The sequence below is a fragment of the Comamonas sp. CMM03 genome, from assembly GCF_019218715.1.
Taxonomy (GTDB): domain Bacteria; phylum Pseudomonadota; class Gammaproteobacteria; order Burkholderiales; family Burkholderiaceae_C; genus Comamonas; species Comamonas terrigena.
In genome coordinates this window covers 353,880-375,628 of sequence record NZ_JAHUXB010000004.1, presented here as the reverse complement: position 1 = coordinate 375,628, position 21,749 = coordinate 353,880, and the positions used below count along the sequence as shown (strand labels likewise).

The 21,749-nt window shown below is 61.6% G+C and carries 19 protein-coding genes and 1 tRNA gene; 13 read left to right on the top strand and 7 right to left on the bottom strand.

All coding sequences use genetic code 11. The annotated features are described in order from the left end of the window. Window positions 1-107 precede the first annotated feature (107 nt). Window positions 108-1,085: a response regulator transcription factor gene (locus tag KW830_RS15595; RefSeq protein ID WP_218333657.1), complete on the bottom strand. Its 978-nt coding sequence runs from the start codon at window positions 1,083-1,085 to the stop codon at window positions 108-110. Beyond that, window positions 1,082-4,702 carry an ATP-binding protein gene (locus tag KW830_RS15590; protein ID WP_218333656.1) on the bottom strand — a complete coding sequence of 1,207 codons (3,621 nt, stop codon included), beginning with the start codon at window positions 4,700-4,702 and terminating at the stop codon, window positions 1,082-1,084. The genes KW830_RS15595 and KW830_RS15590 overlap by 4 nt, the downstream gene beginning before the upstream one ends. Before the next feature lie 246 nt (window positions 4,703-4,948). On the opposite strand from KW830_RS15590, the gene KW830_RS15585 reads away from it, so the two are divergent. The 4 genes from KW830_RS15585 (at window position 4,949) to ureC (ending at window position 7,998) form a co-directional block, all read left to right on the top strand. Further along, entirely contained in the window at window positions 4,949-5,251 is a 303-nt protein-coding gene (locus tag KW830_RS15585; RefSeq protein WP_066536769.1) for an urease subunit gamma, read from the top strand. 101 nt (window positions 5,252-5,352) lie between these two features. Beyond that, a complete protein-coding gene (locus KW830_RS15580) occupies window positions 5,353-5,961 on the top strand; it encodes a HupE/UreJ family protein (RefSeq protein WP_218333655.1) in 609 nt (202 codons plus the stop codon). A gap of 13 nt (window positions 5,962-5,974) precedes the next feature. Then, the gene (locus KW830_RS15575) at window positions 5,975-6,280 is read left to right on the top strand and encodes an urease subunit beta (protein ID WP_066536775.1); all 306 of its coding nucleotides are present in this window, start codon (window positions 5,975-5,977) and stop codon (window positions 6,278-6,280) included. Next, the gene (gene ureC / locus KW830_RS15570) at window positions 6,280-7,998 is read left to right on the top strand and encodes an urease subunit alpha (RefSeq protein WP_218333654.1); all 1,719 of its coding nucleotides are present in this window, start codon (window positions 6,280-6,282) and stop codon (window positions 7,996-7,998) included. The genes KW830_RS15575 and ureC overlap by 1 nt, the downstream gene beginning before the upstream one ends. A gap of 18 nt (window positions 7,999-8,016) precedes the next feature. Here ureC and KW830_RS15565 read toward each other — a convergent pair whose 3' ends face one another. Continuing rightward, window positions 8,017-8,487, bottom strand: coding sequence for a gamma-glutamylcyclotransferase (locus KW830_RS15565; protein ID WP_255578458.1), 471 nt, complete (start codon window positions 8,485-8,487; stop codon window positions 8,017-8,019). 48 nt (window positions 8,488-8,535) lie between these two features. Between KW830_RS15565 and ureE the strand changes: the two genes are divergently transcribed. From ureE to KW830_RS15520, 9 genes are all read left to right on the top strand, one after another. Further along, on the top strand, window positions 8,536-9,123 hold the full coding sequence (gene ureE / locus KW830_RS15560) for an urease accessory protein UreE (RefSeq protein ID WP_218333653.1): 588 nt from the start codon (window positions 8,536-8,538) through the stop codon (window positions 9,121-9,123). Beyond that, a complete protein-coding gene (locus KW830_RS15555) occupies window positions 9,120-9,452 on the top strand; it encodes a multidrug efflux SMR transporter (RefSeq protein WP_218333652.1) in 333 nt (110 codons plus the stop codon). The genes ureE and KW830_RS15555 overlap by 4 nt, the downstream gene beginning before the upstream one ends. After that, window positions 9,449-10,159 (top strand): urease accessory protein UreF, encoded by a 711-nt coding sequence (locus KW830_RS15550; protein ID WP_218333651.1) that lies wholly within the window; start codon window positions 9,449-9,451, stop codon window positions 10,157-10,159. The genes KW830_RS15555 and KW830_RS15550 overlap by 4 nt, the downstream gene beginning before the upstream one ends. Further along, complete coding sequence (ureG, locus tag KW830_RS15545) at window positions 10,156-10,821, top strand: urease accessory protein UreG (protein ID WP_066536813.1); 666 nt, start codon at window positions 10,156-10,158, stop codon at window positions 10,819-10,821. Before KW830_RS15550 ends, ureG begins: the two co-directional genes overlap by 4 nt. 53 nt (window positions 10,822-10,874) lie before the next feature. After that, a tRNA-Ser gene (locus tag KW830_RS15540) sits at window positions 10,875-10,964 on the top strand. Between the two features lie 489 nt (window positions 10,965-11,453). Further along, window positions 11,454-11,660 (top strand): helix-turn-helix domain-containing protein, encoded by a 207-nt coding sequence (locus tag KW830_RS15535; protein WP_218333650.1) that lies wholly within the window; start codon window positions 11,454-11,456, stop codon window positions 11,658-11,660. Window positions 11,661-11,673: 13 nt separating this feature from the next. Then, on the top strand, window positions 11,674-14,766 hold the full coding sequence (locus KW830_RS15530) for a type I restriction endonuclease subunit R (RefSeq protein WP_218333649.1): 3,093 nt from the start codon (window positions 11,674-11,676) through the stop codon (window positions 14,764-14,766). Next, window positions 14,760-16,394, top strand: coding sequence for a class I SAM-dependent DNA methyltransferase (locus tag KW830_RS15525; RefSeq protein ID WP_218333648.1), 1,635 nt, complete (start codon window positions 14,760-14,762; stop codon window positions 16,392-16,394). The genes KW830_RS15530 and KW830_RS15525 overlap by 7 nt, the downstream gene beginning before the upstream one ends. A gap of 10 nt (window positions 16,395-16,404) precedes the next feature. Further along, window positions 16,405-17,583 (top strand): restriction endonuclease subunit S, encoded by a 1,179-nt coding sequence (locus tag KW830_RS15520; protein ID WP_218333647.1) that lies wholly within the window; start codon window positions 16,405-16,407, stop codon window positions 17,581-17,583. 100 nt (window positions 17,584-17,683) lie between these two features. On the opposite strand, the gene KW830_RS15515 is transcribed toward KW830_RS15520, so the two are convergent. From KW830_RS15515 to KW830_RS15500, 4 genes are all read right to left on the bottom strand, one after another. Beyond that, a protein-coding gene (locus KW830_RS15515; RefSeq protein ID WP_218333805.1) for an IS5 family transposase occupies window positions 17,684-18,492 on the bottom strand; the annotation gives its coding sequence in 2 pieces (ribosomal slippage) (window positions 17,684-18,162 and window positions 18,162-18,492; 810 coding nt in all). Continuing rightward, window positions 18,474-18,839 carry an Arm DNA-binding domain-containing protein gene (locus KW830_RS15510; protein ID WP_218333646.1) on the bottom strand — a complete coding sequence of 122 codons (366 nt, stop codon included), beginning with the start codon at window positions 18,837-18,839 and terminating at the stop codon, window positions 18,474-18,476. The genes KW830_RS15515 and KW830_RS15510 overlap by 19 nt, the downstream gene beginning before the upstream one ends. Window positions 18,840-19,394: 555 nt before the next feature. Continuing rightward, window positions 19,395-20,312, bottom strand: coding sequence for an aldo/keto reductase (locus KW830_RS15505; RefSeq protein WP_218333804.1), 918 nt, complete (start codon window positions 20,310-20,312; stop codon window positions 19,395-19,397). 29 nt (window positions 20,313-20,341) lie between these two features. After that, the gene (locus KW830_RS15500) at window positions 20,342-21,703 is read right to left on the bottom strand and encodes an NTP/NDP exchange transporter (RefSeq protein ID WP_218333645.1); all 1,362 of its coding nucleotides are present in this window, start codon (window positions 21,701-21,703) and stop codon (window positions 20,342-20,344) included. Window positions 21,704-21,749 lie beyond the last annotated feature (46 nt).

Below are 21,749 nucleotides of genomic sequence, written 5' to 3'. Positions count from 1 at the left end.
GCCAGCGGCCAGTGCAATCACCATGACCTGCATGCTAAAAATCCGCCCGGCTGGCGTATATACGCCGGATGGCGTACGCCACGGCCGCCCACCGCTCCCTCGCCCACCTAACCGCCCTGGCGCAGCCTCCCCAGCGCCGATGCCGCGGCCGCGGTGCGCGTTTCCACCCCCAGCTTGGTGTGGATGCGTTCCAGGTGCTTTTTCACCGTGGCCGGGCTGCTGCCCAGGATGTCGGCAATGTCGCGGTTGATCTTGCCCTGCGCCACCCAGTACAGCACCTCGGCTTCCTTGCCGGTCAGGGCAAAGGCGTCGCGCAGCAGGGCGATGGCGGCGCTGCCGGATTCCTCGCGCATGACCACCAGCAGTTCCCCCGCTTCGCCTTCTTCCATCGGCGGGTGCAGGTGCAGCAGCAGGCGGCCGTCGGCGCCGCCTTCCGCCACAGGCTGCACCGCAGTCAGCGCCATGCGCGGCGGCTCGCCGGCGCCGCCAGCCACCACGGCGGCATGCTGGCGCGCCATCCATTCCTGCACGGCCGCCGGCACCACGGGCAGGCCCAGGCCGCCGTAGCGCTGCAGCAGGGTGCGCGCCAGCGGGGTGTGCCACAGTACCCGCCCGTCGCCCACGCGCACCGTCATGCTGGCGTAGCCAAAGGCATCCAGGGCGCTGCGGGCCTGCAGGGCCTGCTGAGTCTGCTGCCGTGCGCGGCGGGCGGTGGCCAGGTGCACGCCCATGCGCGCCAGCACCTCGGCCGGCTTCAGGGGCTTGGTGACATAGTCCACACCACCGGCGGCCAGCGCCGCCACCACATGCTCGGTCTCGGTCAGCCCGGTCATGAAGACCACGGGAATCGGCGCGGTGCGTGCATCCGCCTTCAGCCGGCGGGCCACTTCAAAGCCGTCCATGCCCGGCATCATGGCGTCCAGCAGCACGATGTCCGGCTGGGCCTGCAGCGCACGCTGCAGCGCCTGTTCGCCTGACAGGGCCACCAGCACGGTGTAGCCGGCTTCGTCCAGCGCATCGTGCAGCACGGCCAGGTTGTCCGGCACATCGTCCACGATCAGCACCACGTCGTCTTGCGCACTCATGCGGCGGCCCTCCGTTGCAGCGGCGGCTGCCCCAGCAGCTGCGCCATGCCTTCCAGATCGAACTGCTGCGCCATGCTGCGCAACTGCGCCCACAGCACCGCATGCTGGGGATGGGCGGCCTCCAGGGCCTGCAAGGCCTGGCGCACGCCGCGCACATAGCCCAGCTCCACGGCCTGGCGCAGCGCGGACAGGTCCACATGCATGCCAATTTCCCTATCCATGCCCAGCTCCGCAGCCGGCAGGGGCATGGCCGCCGGCGCCCCGTCCGTACGGACCGTTTCCGGTGCAGGAGCCGGGGTCGCCTGCGCAAGCGGTGTTTCATCCGCGTACTGCCAGGACAGCTGCAGCCTGCGGCCCAGCCACAGCAGCAGTTCGCTGTGGCGCACGGGCTTGGTGTGAAAGTCCTGGGGGGTGATGCCCACATCATTGGGCAGTTCACGGTCGAAGGCATTGGCCGAGACCACGGCGCAGGCCATGGCACTGCCGTGCATGGCACGCAGGCGGCGCAGCGTTTCCCAGCCGTCGATGCCGGGCATGGCCAGGTCCATGAACACGGCATGCGGCACCCAGCCTTCGGCCACCAGGGCCAGCGCCGCATGGCCGCTGGCAGCCAGCTGCACGTCCAGCCCCAGCGGGGCCAGCAGCTGAAGCAGCACGCCCCGGTCGGCCTCTTCGTTGTCCACCACCAGCACGCGCCGGCGCTCCCCGGCATAGCCCACCGGAACCCGCAACGGCGCCACAGCGACTGCGGCCATGTCGTCGACCGAGGGCAGAAACCAGCTCACCTGGAAGCAGGCCCCGGCGCCGGCCCGGCTTTCCACCGTCAGCGCGCCGCCCATCAGTTCGGTCAGCATCTTGGCCATGGTCAGGCCCAGGCCGGCGCCGCCCGTGCCCCCTGCACTGCTGCCGCGTGCAAAGGGCTCGAAGATGTGCACCAGCTCGTCCTGCTCCATGCCGGGGCCGGTGTCGATCACGCGCAGCGTCGCCATCTGGCGCGCATAGCGCACCTGCAGCGTCACGCTGCCCTGGGTGGTGAACTTGATGGCATTGCCCAGCAGGTTGATGGCGATCTGGCGCAGGCGCTTTTCATCCGCCCGCACCACCGCCGGAAGGCTGCCTTGGACGTCGTAGTGGAAATCCAGGCCCTTGGCCTGGGCCTGCAGCGCAAACAGGTCGGCCAGGGACTGCATGCCTTCGGCAAAGCGCATGGGCGCGACCTGCAGTGCCAGCTTGCCGGATTCGATGCGGGCGATGTCCAGCGTGCCTTCGATCAGCGACAGCAGGTGTTCGCCGCCGCGGCGGATCACCTGCACCGCGTGCTGGCGGTGCGGCGGCACGCTGTTGTCCGCCCCCATCAGCTGCGCATAGCCCAGGATGCTGTTGAGGGGCGTGCGCAGCTCGTGGCTGATGGCGCTGAGGTAGCGGCTTTTGGCCTGATTGGCCTGGTCGGCGGCTTCGCGCGCGGCTTCGGCAATGGCGCGTGCTTCTTCGGCCAGCTTGCGGGCGGCCTGCAGTTCGGCATCGGTCTGCTGGTGCAGGGCGATTTCCCGCACCAGCAGGCCGGTCTGGCGGTTGGATTCCTCTTGCGCCACGCGCCGGCTTTTCTGGGCCAGCACCAGCCACCAGGCCACGATGCCGGCGATCAGCAGCAGACCCAGATAGGCCTTGAGCAAGGTGGCCCGGACCGAGGCCGCCGCTGCCTGCACCGTGGCGGGCGATGCCGCGCGCTCCAGCGTCTGCAGCTCCTGGTGGTAGAGCAGCCCCAGCACGGCGGCCAGCACCGGGGCGATCACCAGCATCAGCAGCAGGAAGTGGCCCAGGCCTTTGTCCAGCAGCTGCCACAGCGGCCGGGGCAGCAGCCAGCGCAGGGCGCTGCGCCACTGCACGGCCAGGTGGGCCTGCGGCTTGCAGACATCGCCGCAGCGTGCATCCAGCGTGCAGCACAGCGAGCAGATGTGGCCGCCATAGGCCGGGCAATGCGCCATGTCCGGCGCCTCGTAGCTGCGGTCGCACACCGTGCAGCGCAAGGTGGCGGTGGCCGTGGCGGTACCGCCGGCGCTGCACTGCGCGCAGCTGACGCCCCCCGACTGCGCGCTGCGCGCGATGTAGTAGCGGCCCCGGGTGGCCCAGGCGATCAGCGGTGCGCTGACCAGGGCCACGACCATGGCGATCACGGCCGAGAACGCCTGCGCCAGCGGACCGAAAGCCCCCAGGTGCGCGGCGATCGACAGGCAGGACGCCAGCGCCATGGCGCCCACCCCCACGGGGTTGATGTCGTACAGGTGGGCGCGCTTGAATTCGATCCCCGGCGGAGACAGGCCCAGCGGCTTGTTGATCACCAGATCTGCCACCACGGCCATGATCCAGGCGATGGCCAGATTGGAATACAGGCCCAGCACCTCGCCCAGGGCGCGGAAGACGTTCATCTCCATCAGCATGAAGGCGATGAAGGTGTTGAACACCACCCACACCACCCGGCCAGGATGGCTGTGCGTGAGGCGTGAGAAGAAATTGCTCCACGCCAGCGACCCGGCATAGGCATTGGTCACATTGATCTTGAGCTGGGAGATCACCACAAACAGCGCCGTGGCCGCCACCGCCCAGCTGTAATGGGGAAACACGTTCTCGTAGGCGGCCAGGTACATCTGGTTCGGGTCCACCGCATGTTCGGCCGGTACGGCGTGGGAAATGGCCAGGTAGGCCAGCAGCGCCCCGCCGAGCATCTTGGCCACGCCCAGCACCACCCATCCCGGCCCGCCCAGCAGCACCCCCGCCCACCAGCGCCCGCGCTGGCCGGGCACGGGCTGGGGCATGAAGCGCAGGTAATCGGCCTGTTCGCCCATCTGCGTGATCAGGGCAATGCCCACGGTCAGCGCGGCGCCGAACAGCGGCAGGCTGAAGCCGGCGCCGGCATTGCGCTCGCCGCCGTAGTGCAGCACCTCGCTGAACACCTGGGGCTGCTTGATGGCCACATAGACAAACGGCACCACCAGCATCACCAGCCACAGCGGCTGGGTCCACACCTGCAGCCGGCTGATGATGGACACCCCGTGGGTGACCAGCGGAATCACCAGCAGCGCACACACCAGGTAGCCCCAGGCCGGCGGGATGTCCAGCGCCAGGTCCAGCGCATAGGCCATGACCGCCGCCTCCAGCGCAAAAAAGATGAAGGTGAAGCTGGCGTAGATCAGCGAGGTGATGGTGGAGCCGATATAGCCAAAGCCCGCACCGCGCGTGAGCAGGTCCATGTCCAGCCCGTAGCGCGCGGCGTAGATGCTGATGGGCAGACCGGCCGCAAAGATGATCAGCCCCGTGGCCAGGATCGCCCAGAAGGCATTGGCCCAGCCGTACTGCACCAGCAGCGTGGCGCCCACGGCCTCCAGAATCAGGAACGAGGCCGCACCGAAGGCGGTGTGCGCCACACGTGCATGGGACCATTTGCGAAAGCGCTGCGGGGTGTAGCGCAGCGCGTAGTCTTCCAAGGTCTCCGTCGCCACCCAGGTGTTGTAGTCGCGGCGCACCTTGACCACCTGCTGCGCGGCAGGCGCCGCCACAGCCAGCTCGGCCGCGGCTGCAGGGGGGTTGTCAGCAACAGTGGTCAGCGGGGGACGGGCCATGGAGGCCCACGCTTGCAGCTTTCATGCCGCGCCGCATGCACACGCCGCCACCATGGCGCCCGGCAGGTGCGCGACCCGCCTGCGCCGCTGCGGCATGCCTTCGCCCAGCCTCCCCCCGATCTCGCGCATGCACCACAACCATGCATGCACCAAAAGCAGGCAACCCTTTGATTGCACTGTTTTTGTGCACACAGGCTTCGCCAAAGCGGTGCAGCACTTGGCACAGCGCTTGCATCGCCTGTGGGCATGGAACTCACACCTCGCGAAAAAGACAAGCTGCTCATCTTCACTGCGTCGTTTCTGGCGGAGCGGCGCCGTGCACGGGGACTCAAGCTGAATTACCCCGAGTCCGTGGCCCTGATCAGCGCCTATGTGCTGGAAGGTGCGCGCGACGGAAAGACGGTGGCGCAGCTGATGAGCGAAGGCCGTACGGTGCTGACGCGCGACGATGTGATGGAAGGGGTGCCGGAAATGATTCCCGACATCCAGATCGAAGCCACCTTCCCCGATGGCACCAAGCTGGTCACGGTGCACGACCCCATCGTCTGAGCGCCGCCACGACCGCCCCCACTGCACCGCACATTGCACCGCCCCCTGCGCCGCCATTTGCCCTTTCGCCAGCCGGCTCTCCCCTTCTTGCCCAGACTGCCATGAAAACCAAACACCTCCTCACCACCCTGACCGCTGCAGCGACTGCCCTGCCCCTATCCGCCCTGGCCCATGTGGGCGCGGATGGCGGCGGTCACCACAATTTCCTGGACAGCATGAGCCATGCCTTTGCCCACCCGTTCACCGGCGCCGACCACCTGGCCGCGATGCTGGCAGTGGGCGCCTGGAGCGCACTGACCGTCACGCCCGCCTGGCGCGCGCCGGCTGCGTTTGTCGCACTGCTGGTGGCCGGTGCGTTGGCGGGCTTTGCCGGCCTGTGGGTGCCGGGCGTGGAGCCCATGATTGCAGCCTCCGTGCTGGTGCTGGGCCTGCTGGTGGCCGTGCAAAAGAAGATGCCCTGGGTGCTGGCCGCCGCGCTGGCCGGCGTGTTTGCCTTCTTCCATGGCGCCGCCCACGGCTTTGAGCTGGCGGGGGACACGGGCTGGGCCGCGGTTGGTGCCCTGACCGGCATTGCGCTGGGATCGGGCCTGCTGCATGTCTGCGGCATGGTGCTGGGGAAGGCCGTGATGCAGCGCCACCAGTGGGCTGCCAAGCTCGGCGGCGGGGCCACTGCGGCCCTGGGTGCCTTCATGCTGACCAAGCTGGCATAAACCGGAGGCCCGCATGATCCCCGGAGAACTGCTACTGGACGAGGGTGCCCACCCTCTCAACCCGGGCCGCCGCACCGTGGCCCTGGTGGTGCGCAATGCCAGCGACCGCCCGATCCAGGTCGGATCGCACTACCACTTTGCCGAAACCAATGCGGGACTGTCCTTCGACCGCGACGCCGCACACGGCATGCGCCTGAACATCGCCAGCGGCATGGCCGTGCGCTTCGAGCCGGGCCAGCAACGCACGGTGGAACTGGTGGACATGGGCGGCGACCGCAAAATCTACGGCTTTCGCGGCCTGGTACAGGGAGACTTGTGATGGCACAGATGGACCGACGCGCCTATGCCGAAACCTTTGGCCCCACCGTGGGCGACCGCGTGCGCCTGGCCGACACCGAGCTGCTGATTGAAGTCGAAAAGGACTTCACGCTGGCCGCAGGCGGCTATGGCGAAGAAGTGAAATTCGGCGGCGGCAAGACCATCCGCGACGGCATGGCGCAAAGCCAGCGCAGCCGCGCGCAGGGCGCCATGGACACGGTGCTGACGAATGCGCTGATCATCGACCACTGGGGCATCGTCAAGGCCGACATCGGCCTGCTGGGCGGCCGCATTGCCGCCATCGGCAAGGCGGGCAACCCGGACACGCAGCCGGGTGTGGACATCATCATCGGCCCGGGAACCGAGATCATCAGCTGCGAGGGACTGATCGTCACCGCGGGCGGCATCGACACCCACATCCACTTCATCGCACCACAGCAGATCGAAGAGGCGCTGACCAGTGGCGTGACCACCATGATCGGCGGCGGCACGGGCCCGGCCACCGGCACCTTTGCCACCACCTGCACGCCCGGTCCCTGGAACATGGAACGCATGCTGCAGGCCGCCGACGCCTTCCCCATGAACCTGGGCTTTCTGGGCAAGGGCAATGCCAGCCTGCCGCAGGGCCTGCACGAGCAGATCAGTGCCGGGGCCATCGGCCTGAAGCTGCACGAAGACTGGGGCAGCACGCCCGCGGCCATCGACAACTGCCTGACCGTGGCCGAGGAGACCGACACGCAGGTGGCCATCCACACCGACACGCTGAACGAGTCCGGCTTTGTGGAAGACACCGTGGCCGCCTTCAAGGGCCGCACCATCCACACCTTCCACACCGAAGGCGCGGGCGGCGGCCATGCGCCCGACATCCTGAAGGTGGTGGGCGAGGCCAACGTGCTGCCCAGTTCCACCAACCCCACACGCCCCTACACCATCAACACGCTGGACGAACACGTCGACATGCTGATGGTCTGCCACCACCTGGATGCGGGCATTGCCGAAGACCTGGCCTTTGCCGAAAGCCGTATCCGCAAGGAGACGATTGCGGCCGAGGACATCCTGCACGACATTGGCGCAATCAGCATGTTCAGCTCCGACAGCCAGGCCATGGGCCGTGTGGGAGAAGTGATCCTGCGCACCTGGCAGACCGCGCACAAGATGAAGCTGCAACGCGGTGCACTGCCAGGTGACGGCGCGCGCCACGACAACTTCCGCGTCAAGCGCTACATCGCCAAGTACACGATCAACCCCGCCATCGCCCACGGCATCAGCCACGAAGTGGGCAGCATCGAAGTGGGCAAATGGGCCGACATCGTGCTGTGGAAGCCCGCGTTCTTTGGGGTCAAACCCGCCTGCATCCTGAAAGGCGGCTTCATTGCCATGGCCGCCATGGGCGACCCCAATGCGTCCATCCCCACGCCGCAACCGGTGCACTACCGGCCCATGTTCGGCAGCTTTGGCGGCGCCATCGCCAGGACCTCGCTCACCTTTGTCTCGCAAGCCGGTCTGGCCGCGGACATTGGCCAGCGCTTCGGCCTGCACAAGACGCTGTCGGCCGTGAAAGGCATTCGCGGCGTGCGCAAGCAGCACATGGTCCACAACGACCTGGCCCCCCATATGGAAGTGGACGCCCAGACCTATGCCGTGCGTGCCAACGGGGACCTGCTGACCTGCGAGCCCGCGCACAGCCTGCCAATGGCGCAGCGCTATTTCCTGTTCTGAGGGCCGCGCATGCCCTGCCTAGCCCTGCGGCTTGCCCGCCCTGAACCACGCCAGCCAGTCACCGGCGGGCACGCGCGGGCAGCGGGCCAGGGCCTGCGGCAGGGCTTCATACACCATCATGCGGCAGGTCACGACCAGCCCATCCCCCTGCTGCACGGTCTGGGTCAGCAGCCGCTTGCGGTACTGGCCCAGATCCTGCGGCCAGATGTCTTCCAGCCGGTCCAGCTGCTGCTCCAGCGCGGGATGCAAGGGGTAAACCTCGGCCAGCACCGGGCCGCAGCCATCCAGCTGCAGTCCGGGCCACTGGCCCATGTCCCACAAGCTGCCCTGCAGCCAGGTGGTACCCACCTGCGCGATGCCGGGCTGAAAGCGCCGGATGTCATTGCTGCCGCCTTCGCGCAGCGTGCCGTACACCGCCACATGCTCTGCACCGCAGCTGTGCCAGGGCGGCATCGCCGCAGGAAAAGGCTGGAAATCGTCTCTTGACATGCATGTCATGCTATCGCTTTCAAAGTCCTTTTTGCACCTGAATTCACCATGTTGACCGCCAACAAACTGCTGCCCCAAGGCCAAGGCCTGTCTGCCCCCCTGCTCAAACGCGCTGCGACCGTGGAGCTGGACTGGGATGTGCGCCAGAAGAGCCGCTTTGCCGCCACCGACAGCCAGGGCCGCGAACTGGCAATCTTTCTGCCGCGCGGCCAGGCCGTGCGCGGCGGCGACGTACTGGTGGCCGAGGATGGATCGCTGGTCCGCGTGCTGGCGGCGCCGCAGAAAGTGCTGCACATCACCGCCTGCGCCGTGCACGGATCGCCCTTCGACCTGATGCGCGCCGCGTACCACCTGGGCAACCGCCATGTCCCGATCGAGCTGCAGCCCGACCATCTGAAGATCGAGCCCGACCATGTGCTGGCCGATATGCTGCGCAGCATGCACATGACCGTGGTGGAAGCCGATCTGCCGTTCGAGCCGGAAGGCGGAGCCTACGGCGGCCATGTGACCAATGACGGCCACAGCCACCACCACCATGGCCATACGCACAGCCACTCCGATGGGCACAGCCATGACCACGGCCATGCGCCCGATCATGGTCACGGGCATGACCACGGAAAGTGCAACCACGGATGAACTGGCTGTTCCTGATCGCCGCCGGCCTGTGCGAGATCTTCTACGCCGCCGCCATGCCGCGCACCGAAGGTTTCACACGCCTGGGCCCCAGCCTGTTCTGCGTGGCGTTCATCGCGGCGAGCATGTACCTGCTGTCGCTGGCCACGCGCAGCATTCCCGTGGGCACGGCCTACGCCGTCTGGGTGGGCATTGGCGCCGTGGGCACCGCCGCCTACGGCATGCTGTTTCTGGATGAAGACCGCAGCCTGGCCCGCATGGCCTGTTTCGGCATGATCGTGATGGGCATTGTGGGCCTCAAATTTCTGAGCCTGCGCGGAGAACCTGCATGACCAGCAGCGCCCCTTTGCAGCTTGCGCCCGCCAGCTTTCTGCAGCTGATGTGGCTGGCCTCGCCCGCCTTGCCGATCGGCGGATTTTCCTATTCGGAAGGGTTGGAATCCGCCATCCAGGCGGAGCTGGTCACGAACGAAAGCGAAGCCGCACACTGGCTGGTGCAGCAGCTGCACCTGACCCAGTCCCGCGGCGACATGGCGGTGATTGCGCAGGCGGCAGCGGCCTGGCACAGCGATGACCGCGAGCGCATTGCTGCACTCAACCAATGGGTGCGCACCACACGCGAAACCAGCGAGCTGCGGCTGCAGACCGAACAGATGGGCCGTTCGCTGGTGGACTGGCTGCGCAACCGCCATGCCGGTGATGCGGCGCTGCAGCCCACCATCGCCTGGCTGGGCACGCAGGATGCCAGCTACCCAATAGCGTTCTCGTTTGCGGCGCACTGCACCGGCGCCACGGGCCGCGACGCGCTGCTGGCCTATGCCTTCGGCTGGGCCGAGAACATGGTGCAGGCCGCCATCAAGGCCGTGCCGCTGGGCCAGAGCGCAGGCCAGCGCATCCTGGCGCAGCTGACCCAGGACATACCGCAGGCGGTTGACCATGCCCTGGCCCTGCCAGACCATGGACGGCAAGCCTTTTCTCCCATGCTGGCGATTCTGTCGGCCCAGCACGAACATCTGTATTCACGCCTTTTCAGATCATGACCACCTCTGCACTGCACCACATCCCCCACCGCACCAAGAAACTGCCGCCGCTGCGCGTGGGCATTGGCGGGCCCGTGGGCTCGGGCAAGACCACGATCCTGGAGATGCTCTGCAAGGCCATGCGCGACAAATGGGACCTGGTCGCCATCACCAACGACATCTACACCAAGGAAGACCAGCGCCTGCTGACCATCAGCGGCGCGCTGCCTGCCGAGCGCATCATGGGTGTGGAGACCGGAGGCTGCCCCCACACCGCCATCCGCGAAGACGCGTCCATCAACCTGGAAGCCATTGACCGCATGCTCAAGGACTTTCCCGATGCCGACATCGTCTTCATCGAATCCGGCGGCGACAACCTGGCGGCGACCTTCAGCCCTGAGCTGTCGGATCTGACGATCTATGTGATCGATGTGGCCGCCGGCGAGAAGATCCCGCGCAAGGGCGGCCCTGGGATCACGAAGAGCGATCTGTTCGTCATCAACAAGACCGACCTGGCCCCGCATGTGGGCGCCAACCTGGACATCATGCGCAGCGACACCGTGAAGCAGCGCACCACGCCCAAGGGGCTGAAGCCTTTTGTGATGACCAACCTCAAGACCCTGGACGGGCTGGATGAGGTGGTGCAGTTCATCGAACGCCAGGGCCTGCTGCAGACCGCCTGATTGCGCCGCGCGGCCCCGGAGGCCGCCGCGCTTTGTGTAGAATTGACGGCTTCGGAGGTTTGGGTGAGTGGTTTAAACCAGCAGTCTTGAAAACTGCCGAAGGAGTGATCCTTCCGTGAGTTCGAATCTCACAGCCTCCGCCAGATAGTCAATAAACAAGCGCCTTTACGGCGCTTTTTTATTTTTTCCACCATCCTTTCTACCATTAGATTTGAGCTTGGAATGGACAAATCTGGACAGTGCTGCGCGCATACAGCGGCTTACATCAGCGGCCACTGGATAGTGGTCTTCCAACACCGCAGCCGAGAACACCACCTCTTATTTCGATCATGCCTACTAAGCATGTGTCTGCTGTGCAGCGGTTCCGGTCTTTCAGGGGCATTACATGAGCGACAGATCATTGCAGCATATCCGTCGCTCCCAGAGGTTGGGAGCTGTGTTTGCTTGAACGCCAAGATTCTAGGAAATCCTGGTCGATTCACATTCACGCGCTGAACGATCAAGAAGCCAAGTGAGCCTGGGAAGCTTTTTGCTTCGAAATCTGGCTGGCCAATCCTGTAGCTGATAAATTACGCCCTTTACGATTGATTGCGACTCTATGCCACCCGTCTTCCACCAACTGGAGCCCTTCCATGAGTGAGCCGTGGGTATCTGTCGAACAGATTGCCGAGCATCTGGGCGTCACGCGCGATTCGATTTACCGCTGGATCGAACGTAAGGGGCTGCCCGCGCACCGCGTGGGGCGGCTGTGGAAATTCCAGGTGTCCGAGGTAGATGATTGGGTGCGGGGGGGTGGCGCTGACGAGGATTCGAACGGTTCTGTTCGGCACGATAAATAAGGGAGCAGCAACGATGGTTTTCAGCGAAGACTCGCGGGTCAAGATCCCGTGCATCCTGCACCTGATGCGGCTGGGTTACAGCTATCTGTCCCTAAAGGGTGCCATTTGGGATATCGATACCAACATCTTCCCGGCACTTTTCAACCAAGCCATCACCCGCATCAATCCTGATTTGAGTTCAGACGACGTCGCCCGCCTGCTGGCCGACGTCAAGCTTTTGCTGGATAACGAAGATCTCGGTAAAGCGTTCTACGACCGGTTGACAGAACGCTCGGGCATCCGCCTGATCGACTTCGAAAACTTCGACAACAACAGCTTCCACGTCGTCACCGAGCTGACCTGCAAAAATGGCGACGACGAGTTTCGCCCCGATATCACCCTGCTTATCAATGGCATGCCGCTGGCCTTCATCGAGGTCAAAAAGCCCAACAACCGCGAAGGTGTGCTGGCCGAGCGAAACCGCATCACCACGCGCAGCCGCAATCCAAAATTCCGGCGCTTCATCAACATCACGCAGTTGATGCTCTTTTCCAACAACATGGAGTACGAAGATGGCTCGCCGCAGCCCATCGAGGGTGCGTTCTACGCAAGCCCATCCTATGACGCGCCCGTCTTCAACTATTTCCGTGAAGAAGAAGCACTGGACCTCACCCAGCTTCTGGCTGCTGAAGACGATGCGCTCGAAAACGACGTACTGCGCGACAACAACCTCAATGTCATCAAGCACAGCCCGGAGTTTCTGACCAACAAGTCGCCCAATACGCCCACCAACCGGATTTGCACGTCCCTGCTCAGCCGTGGCCGATTGGCTTTCGTTCTCCGCTTTGCGCTGGCCTATGTCTATGAAAGCGACGGCCTGCACAAGCACGTCATGCGCTATCCCCAGCTTTTTGCAACCAAAGCCATCGAGAAAAAACTTGATGCGGGGGTCAAAAAAGGCATCATCTGGCACACGCAGGGCAGCGGCAAAACCGCACTAGCCTACTACAACACCCGCTTCCTCACCGATTACTTCCAACGCAAAGGCGTTATCCCGAAGTTCTATTGCATCGTCGACCGGCTGGATCTGCTCATTCAGGCGCAGCGGGAATTCTCCGGGCGCGGGCTGGTGGTGCACACCATCGACAGCCGCGACGCCTTTGCCCGTGACATCAAAACCACGCAGGTATTGCACAACCACAGTGGCAAGCCTGAAATCACCGTGGTCAACATCCAGAAGTTTCAAGATGATCCGGATGTGGTGCACGCCGAGGATTACGACTTCAGCATCCAGCGCATCTATTTTCTGGATGAGGTGCACCGCAGCTACAACCCTCAGGGCAGTTTTCTGGCCAACCTCAGCCAGTCCGACCGCAACGCCATCAAGATCGGCCTTACCGGCACACCTCTGCTGGGCGATGACTACAACTCACGCGCCCTGTTTGGCGATTACATCCACAAGTATTACTACAACGCCTCAATTGCTGACGGCTACACCCTGCGCCTGATCCGCGAAGAAATCGCCACCAACTACAAGCTATCGCTGCAAGAGGCGCTGGCCGCCGTCAAGCTGCAGCAGGGAGACATTGACCGCAAGCTCATCTACTCGCACCCAAAATTTGTCGAGCCCATGCTCGACTACATCGTGCGTGATTTCGAGAAAAGCCGCAGCGCCCTGGGCGACGCCGGCATCGGCGCCATGGTAATCTGCGACAGTGCCGATCAGGCACGCGAGATGTTCCGCATCTTCACGGCGGTCTATGCCGCGCAAGCGGTGATCGCCGCTGCCCAGCCCGACAGCTACGCCGCCCGCACGCTGCTGGAAAACCGCGCCAAAACTGCCGCCCTGATCCTGCACGATGTCGGCAGCAAGGACGAACGCAAGGATTGGGTTGAAGACTTCAAGGCCGGCAAGATCGACCTGCTGTTTGTCTACAACATGCTGCTCACCGGCTTTGACGCCAAGCGTCTGAAAAAGCTCTACCTCGGCCGCATCATCAAGGCGCACAACCTACTGCAGGCGCTCACCCGTGTCAACCGTACCTACAAGGATTTCCGCTACGGTTATGTGGTTGACTTTGCCGACATCCGTAAAGAGTTCGACAAAACCAATAAAGACTATTTTGACGAGTTGCAATCCGAGCTGGGCGACGAGATCGAGCACTACTCCAACCTGTTCAAATCCTCCGAAGAGATCACCCAGGAAATCGAAGCCATCAAGGACATCCTGTTCAGCTTCAATATTGAAAATGCCGAAGAGTTTTCCAAGCAGCTCAGCCAAATCCAAGACCGTGCCACGGTGCTGGCACTCAAAAAAGCACTGGGCGACGCCCGCAACCTCTATAACCTAATCCGCCTGCAAGGCGACTATGCGATTTTGCAGCAGCTGGATTTCCACAAGCTGGGCCAGCTCTACCGCGAAACCTGCAACCATCTCGACTTGCTCAACTTGAAAGAGAGCATCGAATCCGCCACCGACACCAGCCAACTGCTCAACGTCGCGCTGGAAGATGTGATCTTCAAATTCGCCAAGATCCGGGAAGAGGAACTGGTGCTTGCCGACAAGTTGAAAAACACCCTGCGCCAGACACGGGAAGCCTTGGCGGACAACTTTGATCAAGGTGACCCCAAATTCATCACCCTGCGCGAAGAGCTCGAACGCCTGTTCAAGAAAAAGAAACTCAGCGAAGTCAGTCAGGAAGAGATGACTGCCAATATCAGCGCGCTCAATGCCATCCACGACAAGGTCAAAGAGCTGAATCGCCAAAACAACCAGCTTCGCACGAAATATCGGGGTGATGCCAAATACACCCGCATCCACAAACGCCTGCAGGAAGGTAGTAGCGTTACCCAGACCGAGCGCAAGCTGTTTGAAGCGCTCTCTGGCGTCAAGGCCCAGGCCGACGACCAGGTGCTGCAAAACACGCAGCTCTTGAATAACGAAAGCTATTTCGAACGGATGATGCAGCCCATTGTGATTGGTGAGTTCTACACTCGCCAGCACATCAAACTTACCCCTGACGCCACCCGCACCATCAATCAGCTGGTGGTGGCCGAATACATGAATGAATTTTCTGCTGGCAGCCGCATGGGCGGCGGACTCAGCACCGGAGCACAGCCTTGGTAACGCAACAATTTGAACAACGCACCCGCGAACTGATCGACAGCCTAAAGGCCATTTGCGCCGCCTATGGCTTGGGCAACGATGGCAACGAATTCAAGATCATCACCCAGGTCTTTCTCTATAAATTTTTGAACGACAAGTTCGCCTTCGAGGTCAAAAAAATCCGGCCAGAGCTTGCCAAAGTCGAGAGTTGGGAAGCCGCCATCGCGGCCATGAGCGAAGACGACGTGGAAATGCTGCAAATGCAGATGGGGCCAGACACCGCCCGCCTGAAACCCGAGCATTTCATCGCCCACCTGTTTGGCCGCCAGAACGCACCGGAATTTGCCAAGCTGTTCGACGACACCCTGCGCGACATCGCCATTACCAACAACGACATCTTCGCCGTCAAAACCGATGGCGGCGCCAAGATCACGCTGTTCGATCGCGTCAGTGAGTTCATCACCGACCCTTCCAAGCGCGACGCCTTTTGCCGCGCCATCATCAACAAGCTGGGTGATTTCAGCTTTGAGCGCATCTTCAACGAAAAATACGATTTCTACGCCGCGCTGTTTGAATACCTGATCAAGGATTACAACAAGGACAGCGGCGGCAAATACGCCGAGTACTACACCCCGCACGCCGTGGCCAAGATCATGGCCGCCATCCTGGTGCCCGAATCAGTACGCGGCAAAGTCAACAACGTGAGCTGCTACGACCCCTCGGCCGGTTCCGGAACGCTGCTCATGAACATCGCCCACGCCATCGGCGAGCAGCGTTGCAGCATCTACTCACAGGACATTTCGCAAAAATCTTCCAGCTTGCTGCGCCTGAACCTGATCCTGAACAACTTGGTGCACTCCATCCCCAACATCATTCAGGGCAACACCATGCTCCACCCCTACCACCGGGATGGCAAAGCACTCAAGAAATTCGATTACATCGTCAGCAATCCACCGTTCAAGATGGATTTCTCCGATTTCCGCAACGAGCTAGACACCAAAGAGCATCAGGAACGCTTCTTTGCCGGGGTGCCGAACATTCCCAAGCAGGCCGTGGACAAAATGGCCATCTACCAGCTCTTTTTGCAGCACATCATCTACTCGCTCAAGTCCGGTGGCAAAGCAGCGGTGGTGGTGCCCACTGGCTTCATCACCGCGCAAAGTGGTATTGACAAAGGTATCCGCCAGCATCTGGTGGACAACAAAATGCTGGCCGGCGTGGTGTCCATGCCCAGCAATATCTTCGCCACTACTGGCACCAACGTCTCCATTCTGTTCATCGACGCGGCCAACAAGGCCGATGTGGTGTTGATTGACGCCTCCAACCTCGGCACTAAGGTCAAGGACGGCAAGAACCAGAAAACCTTGCTGGCGAACGAAGAAGAAGACGACATCATCGCCACCTTCAATGCCAAGCAGGCGGTGGAAGATTTTTCGGTGGTGGTGAGCTACGACGACATCGCCGCCAAGAATTACAGCCTGAGCGCTGGGCAGTATTTCGAGGTGAAGATTGAATACAGCGATCTGACTCCGACGCAGTTTACTGAAAAGCTGCAAGGCTTTACCGATCGGCTGGATGCGCTGTTTGCTGAGTCGGCGGGGCTGGAGCAGGAAATCAGGAAGAAATTGGCGGGGTTGCGTCATGGCTAATGCAGCGCATATGCGTCTTGGTGATTTGTTAAATCTGAAACGTGGTTACGACCTTCCCGAAAATCAGCGACGTCCCGGACCTTACCCAGTAATAAGCTCGGCCGGAGTAACTGGTTATCACGATGAATACATGGTTGAGGGCCAAGGCGTTGTCACTGGACGATACGGCACGCTCGGGGAAATGTATTACGTAAATGGCAAATACTGGCCACATAACACAGCACTCTATGTCACCACTTTTAAGGGTAATGATCCGAAGTACATCTATTACCTACTGAGTTGTCTTGGCCGGATTCATACATCTGACAAAAGTGCCGTTCCTGGCGTCAATCGGAACGAGTTGCATGAGATGGCTGTGCCCGCTATCACCGAAAAAGATCAGCAGAAGAAAATCGCCGCCATTCTCTCAGCCCTCGACGCCAAAATCGACTGCAACAACCGCATCAACGCCGAGCTGGAGGCGATGGCCAAGGCGCTGTACGACTACTGGTTTGTGCAGTTCGACTTCCCCGACGTCCACGGAAAACCCTACAAATCCTCCGGCGGCAAGATGGTCTACAACGCCACGCTGAAACGGGAAATTCCGGAGGACTGGGAATCTGGACGACTCGAACAGTACATCTCGCTTGAGCGAGGTGTGACTTATGGAAAAGAGGATGTTTGCACTTCGAGCTCGAGTGGCGCGATCGGTATTCTCCGCGCAACCAATGTTACGGGGAATGTTGTTGATGCAGGTGATTTGGTTTATGTGCCTTCTAGCCGAGTTAGCTCGGCACAGACCCTAACAAAATTCTCAACCCTGATTGTCATGTCAAGCGGTAGCAAGGAGCATGTTGGAAAAAATGGCATCTATTTCTTCGACGAGCCTTTGGGCTATGGAGCCTTCTGCTCAAAAATCACACCGCATGCCAACGCAAGATATTTTGTAAATACATTTCTTCAATCTTTTTGGTTCAAGGCTTATATAAAAAATCAATGCCTTGGGACAAATATTAACAATCTAACCAACGGCCATATAAATAAATGCCCAGTAATATTGGCAAAAGAAGAAATCCTTTGTTTTTTTGAAGATGCGGTTAAAGCTCATTACGAAAAGATGGCTGTCAACGCTGTAGAAAACCAGCAACTTGCCCAACTCCGCGATTGGCTCCTGCCCCTGCTGATGAACGGCCAAGTCACGGTGTCATAGATCATGGCCCAACGCAAACCATTGCCGTGTGCCAAGAAAGCCGACGTCACCTTTGCTCGCTAATCGGCAGTCGAGCAGCAGGGACAAGGAATTAGAGTGGCTAACACCACCGATCCACGAAGCGTGCGCAGATGATCGCTGCCGCCAACTTCAACAGCGCTTCGTGGATATCCAGCCGTCGTTCAAAGCGGATTCGCAGCTTGCCAAAGCCTGCAAACCAGCTGTGCGTCCTCTCCACCACCCACCGGTGCTTGCCCAGCCGCTGGCTGCTCTCAACGCCTCGCCTGGCAATCCGGCCGATGATGCCCCGCTGCCTCAGGTGGATTCGGCATCGCTTGAAGTCGTAGCCTTTGTCGGCGTGCAGCTTGGCGGGTCTTTTACGGGGACGCCCTGGCAAGCCTGCAATCGCAGGAATCGCGTCCACGCACTTCTCGAACATCTTGGAGTCATGCCTGTTCGCACCGCTGACCAAGATCACCAGAGGAATGCCCCTGGCATCTACGACGATGTGTCGCTTGGAGCCGAGCTTGCCTCTGTCCGTGGGGTTAGGGCCCGTTTCCTGGCCCCCCGGGGGCTTGGTACCGAGGAGCCATCAATGCTGGCCCGGCTCCAATCGATCTGGTCATGTTCACGCAAGCGGATCAGCATGGCCTGGTGCAGCTGGCCCCAGACACCAGCGACATTCCAGTCGCGCAGGCGCCGCCAGCAAGTCATGCCGCTGCCGTATCCAAGAGATTGGGGAAGGTCTTCCCATGGAATGCCTGTTTGCAGCACGAACAGGATGCCGTTGAGGGCGGCTTCATCGCTGACTGCGAGCTTGCGCGCACCGCCTTTGGCAGAAGGCACGAAGGCCGGGATCACTGGTTGTAGCTGTCGCCACAGTTCTTTGCTTATGGGTCGTCGTGCCATGAGGGCAGCGAGCATAACCGCTCTGGGGGGGCCTGCGACGAAGTGGTGTTAGCCACTCTTAGTCGGCTGGCCGCAGCAGCTCGCTCTGCAATGGGATCAATTCCTTGAGCAACGCTGTCTTTAGCCACACGTGCTTTTTCTCGCGCCATAGCCAAAGTGACTTCAGGGAAGCCTCCCAATCCGATGTGGCGACGTTTGTCGCCGACCATGGTTCGCAGTACCCAAGAGCGTGCACCCGTATCTAAAACGTAGAGATACAGTCCAGCTACTCCACCGACTGCATGATGCCCCTGCTCTTTTAAGCGGCCGACCTCTAGCGCCGTCAGTTCTTTTGCCTTTTTTGCCATTCAACTCACCGTGACTCACTCGACTTCACTGGAGCACGCGAGTAGCGCCGAAGTCGAACCTCAACATATTTTATTTACACCATTGTTTCTACCATAGAAATATTGATTGAGCTAGATTCAAAAAGACACATCAAGACAAGGAAATTTAAAAAATAAATATAAATCAATAACCTACAAAAACAACCAAGACATACTGTTCAAATCAAGACAGCTTCACGGCGGACACAGCCTCCGCCAGATACCCAATAAAAAAGTGCCTTTCCGGCGCCTTTTTATCTGGATCTACATAGCTAAACATTGCGCTGCGGGCTTCTTGCCTTGTTGCCTAAGTTTTTTTGCTGATGCCTCACAGCACAGCGGCTCTGATGAAGGCAGTCAGCGGAACACCAGAGCCTGGAGCGGCCGTCGGGCGAAGCCGCGCCGATCCACGAGAAATCGGTCACCGCTCACCATATCTCCGGTTACCTACGAAGGAGCAAGCGATTGGCGATGTGATGGCTCAGCGCGAGCCCGGCCGCAGGGTCACCGCAGACCAGCCCGTCACCCCCTTCCCAGTCAGATGCCGAGCGAGCGCCGCCGCCAGAACGACGGCTCCGGCATGACGCCCATCCCTGCCTGGGCGTTGTCCAGCATATGTTCCGGGCGGCTGGTCCCTGGAATGACACAAGTGACGGCCGGATTGCTGAGCACAAACTTCAGCAACACCTGCGCCCAGCTGGTGCAGCCGATTTCCTGCGCCCAGTCTGGCAAAGGCCTCTCCCGCAGCCCCCGCAGCAGCCCTCCTCCGCCAAACGGCTGATTGATCAGCACGGCGACGCCCTTGTCCATCGCCAGAGGAAGCAGCGTCTCGGCAGCGCTTTGGTCATCCACCGCATAGTTAATCTGCAGGAAATCCAGTGGCTCGCGCCGGAGCACGGCCTCCACTTCGCGGAATGCTGAGGAGGTGTAATGCGTGATCCCCACATACCGGACCTTGCCCTGCTTTTTCCACTCACGCAGCGTCGCCAAGTGCGTCTGCCAGTCCACCAGGTTGTGCACCTGCATCAGGTCCAGTTTGTTCGTACCCAACAGCGACATGGATGCTTCCATTTGCCGGATTCCAGCCTCGCGCCCGGAAGTCCAGACCTTGGTCGCCAGGAATGCCTTGGTACGGTGGTTCGACTTCGCCAGGAGCTCCCCGGTGGTCTTTTCGGAGCGACCGTACATGGGCGAGCTGTCCAGAACCGTGCCGCCTGCATCAAAGAGCGCCTCCACCACCCCTGGCAGGCGCGCATACTCGGCACTGCCTGGGGCATGGCCAAAGCCCTGCCAGGTGCCGCAACCAACCACTGGCAGCAGCTCGCCCGTCGAGGGAATTCTTCGTGTGCGCATCTTTCCTCCTTGGGCCCCGGCTGTAGCGGCCAACGCACCTGGCCCCAGGGTGGCGGAGAGCGCTGCCGCCGCAGTGGCTCGCAGGAGCTGTGCCCGGTTGATGCCTGTAGAGCACGGTCCAATGGGTTGGGTCATGTGGCCTCCGAAGTGGTGAGAGATTCCTTGGTGGTTGCGGCATCAGCCCTCTGCCGCATGCGGTCCTGACGCCTGGCGAGCCAGACGCACAGCGCACACCAGGTTGCGGCTACAGGCATGGCCACCACAGCAATGCCTCCCAGCCCGACACCGACTGCAGACAGCGCCGAAGACAACCAGCCACTGACCGCATCGCCTCCACGGTACACCAGCGTCTCAATGGCGTTTTTCGCCTTGTATTTCTCTTCACGGTTGACCACGGTGAACAGTACCTCGCGCGCCGGTCTGGCAATCGCGTAATCCAGCGCGCGCCGCGCTACCTGCACCAAGGCGAGAACCAGGAGCGTCGGCGCCAGCGCGAGCGCGCCAAACGCAACCACCGTCACCACTGGCAGTATGGCCAAGCAGAGCACCAGCCCGAATCGCTTCATCAGGCGTCCGGTGAGGAAGACTTGCAATGCCAGCGTCAGCGACGAGACACTGAAGTCGACTGCCGCGAAATACCGGGTTCTGGAGACGGTATCGGTCAACGACTCGGCAACGATGCGGCCCTGCTCAAAGTACAGAAACGTTGACGCAGCGGTGTGCAGCAGCAGATACGCACATATACCCAACAAATAGGGGGACCTGGCAATCAAGGACAGCCCCGCCCACACCTGGCCGCCCAATGGGCTCGACTGGGGATGTGCTGCCTGAGCGCTGTCGCCGCCTTCCCTGGATGGGGCGGGATATATCCCACGGAAGCAACGCAATGCCACCTCCAGGAGCAAGGCAGCGAGCAAAGCAAGCGCCATGGGGCCGAGCACGCTCACGGCCGCTGCAGCCAAAGCGGGTCCGACGATGGTGCCAAACGTCCCTCCTGCAGCGATGAATCCGAAGAGCCTGCGGCCCTGCTCACTGCTGAAGCAGTCGTCCAGCACGCTCCAGAAAATGCTGACAACGAACAGATTGAAGACGCTCACCCACACAAAGAAGGTTCTGCCCAGCCACACGCTGTCCGCATGGATGGCCATCGCAGCACTGAATGCCAGCAAGGTCACCGCGAAGAGACGGTAGGCGAGCGGTACAAACCGGCGCGGTGACAACTTCGTGACCAGGAAGCCAAACGCTGGCACCAGCAAAAGCATCGTGACGAAGGTGGCGGTGAAAAGCCAGCGCAGCTCTTGCGGCCCACCCACAAGACCCATGGCATCCCGCAGCGGTCTCAGCAGGTAGTAGCCCGACAGCAGGCAGCCGAACCAGGCAAAGCCCAAGAGCACCGCCTTCACTTCATCGGGCTCGACGGCAACCACACGGCGCAAAAGCCGATGCGTGTATGACGCCGCGCCCGGCACGCTACCCAAGGGGGGAATGGCCATGTCAAAGACTGAAGTGAGAAGTGAATCGACCAGATTTTGGTAGCCC

Bases quoted from the DNA above. Each gene is read 5' to 3' on its own strand.
- KW830_RS15595 (WP_218333657.1), bottom strand. From the start codon at position 1,085: ATGAGTGCGCAAGACGACGTGGTGCTGATCGTGGACGATGTGCCGGAC.
- KW830_RS15590 (WP_218333656.1), bottom strand. From the start codon at position 4,702: ATGGCCCGTCCCCCGCTGACCACTGTTGCTGACAACCCCCCTGCAGCC.
- KW830_RS15585 (WP_066536769.1), top strand. From the start codon at position 4,949: ATGGAACTCACACCTCGCGAAAAAGACAAGCTGCTCATCTTCACTGCG.
- KW830_RS15580 (WP_218333655.1), top strand. From the start codon at position 5,353: ATGAAAACCAAACACCTCCTCACCACCCTGACCGCTGCAGCGACTGCC.
- KW830_RS15575 (WP_066536775.1), top strand. From the start codon at position 5,975: ATGATCCCCGGAGAACTGCTACTGGACGAGGGTGCCCACCCTCTCAAC.
- ureC (WP_218333654.1), top strand. From the start codon at position 6,280: ATGGCACAGATGGACCGACGCGCCTATGCCGAAACCTTTGGCCCCACC.
- KW830_RS15565 (WP_255578458.1), bottom strand. From the start codon at position 8,487: ATGTCAAGAGACGATTTCCAGCCTTTTCCTGCGGCGATGCCGCCCTGG.
- ureE (WP_218333653.1), top strand. From the start codon at position 8,536: ATGTTGACCGCCAACAAACTGCTGCCCCAAGGCCAAGGCCTGTCTGCC.
- KW830_RS15555 (WP_218333652.1), top strand. From the start codon at position 9,120: ATGAACTGGCTGTTCCTGATCGCCGCCGGCCTGTGCGAGATCTTCTAC.
- KW830_RS15550 (WP_218333651.1), top strand. From the start codon at position 9,449: ATGACCAGCAGCGCCCCTTTGCAGCTTGCGCCCGCCAGCTTTCTGCAG.
- ureG (WP_066536813.1), top strand. From the start codon at position 10,156: ATGACCACCTCTGCACTGCACCACATCCCCCACCGCACCAAGAAACTG.
- KW830_RS15535 (WP_218333650.1), top strand. From the start codon at position 11,454: ATGAGTGAGCCGTGGGTATCTGTCGAACAGATTGCCGAGCATCTGGGC.
- KW830_RS15530 (WP_218333649.1), top strand. From the start codon at position 11,674: ATGGTTTTCAGCGAAGACTCGCGGGTCAAGATCCCGTGCATCCTGCAC.
- KW830_RS15520 (WP_218333647.1), top strand. From the start codon at position 16,405: ATGCGTCTTGGTGATTTGTTAAATCTGAAACGTGGTTACGACCTTCCC.
- KW830_RS15510 (WP_218333646.1), bottom strand. From the start codon at position 18,839: ATGGCAAAAAAGGCAAAAGAACTGACGGCGCTAGAGGTCGGCCGCTTA.
- KW830_RS15500 (WP_218333645.1), bottom strand. From the start codon at position 21,703: ATGGCCATTCCCCCCTTGGGTAGCGTGCCGGGCGCGGCGTCATACACG.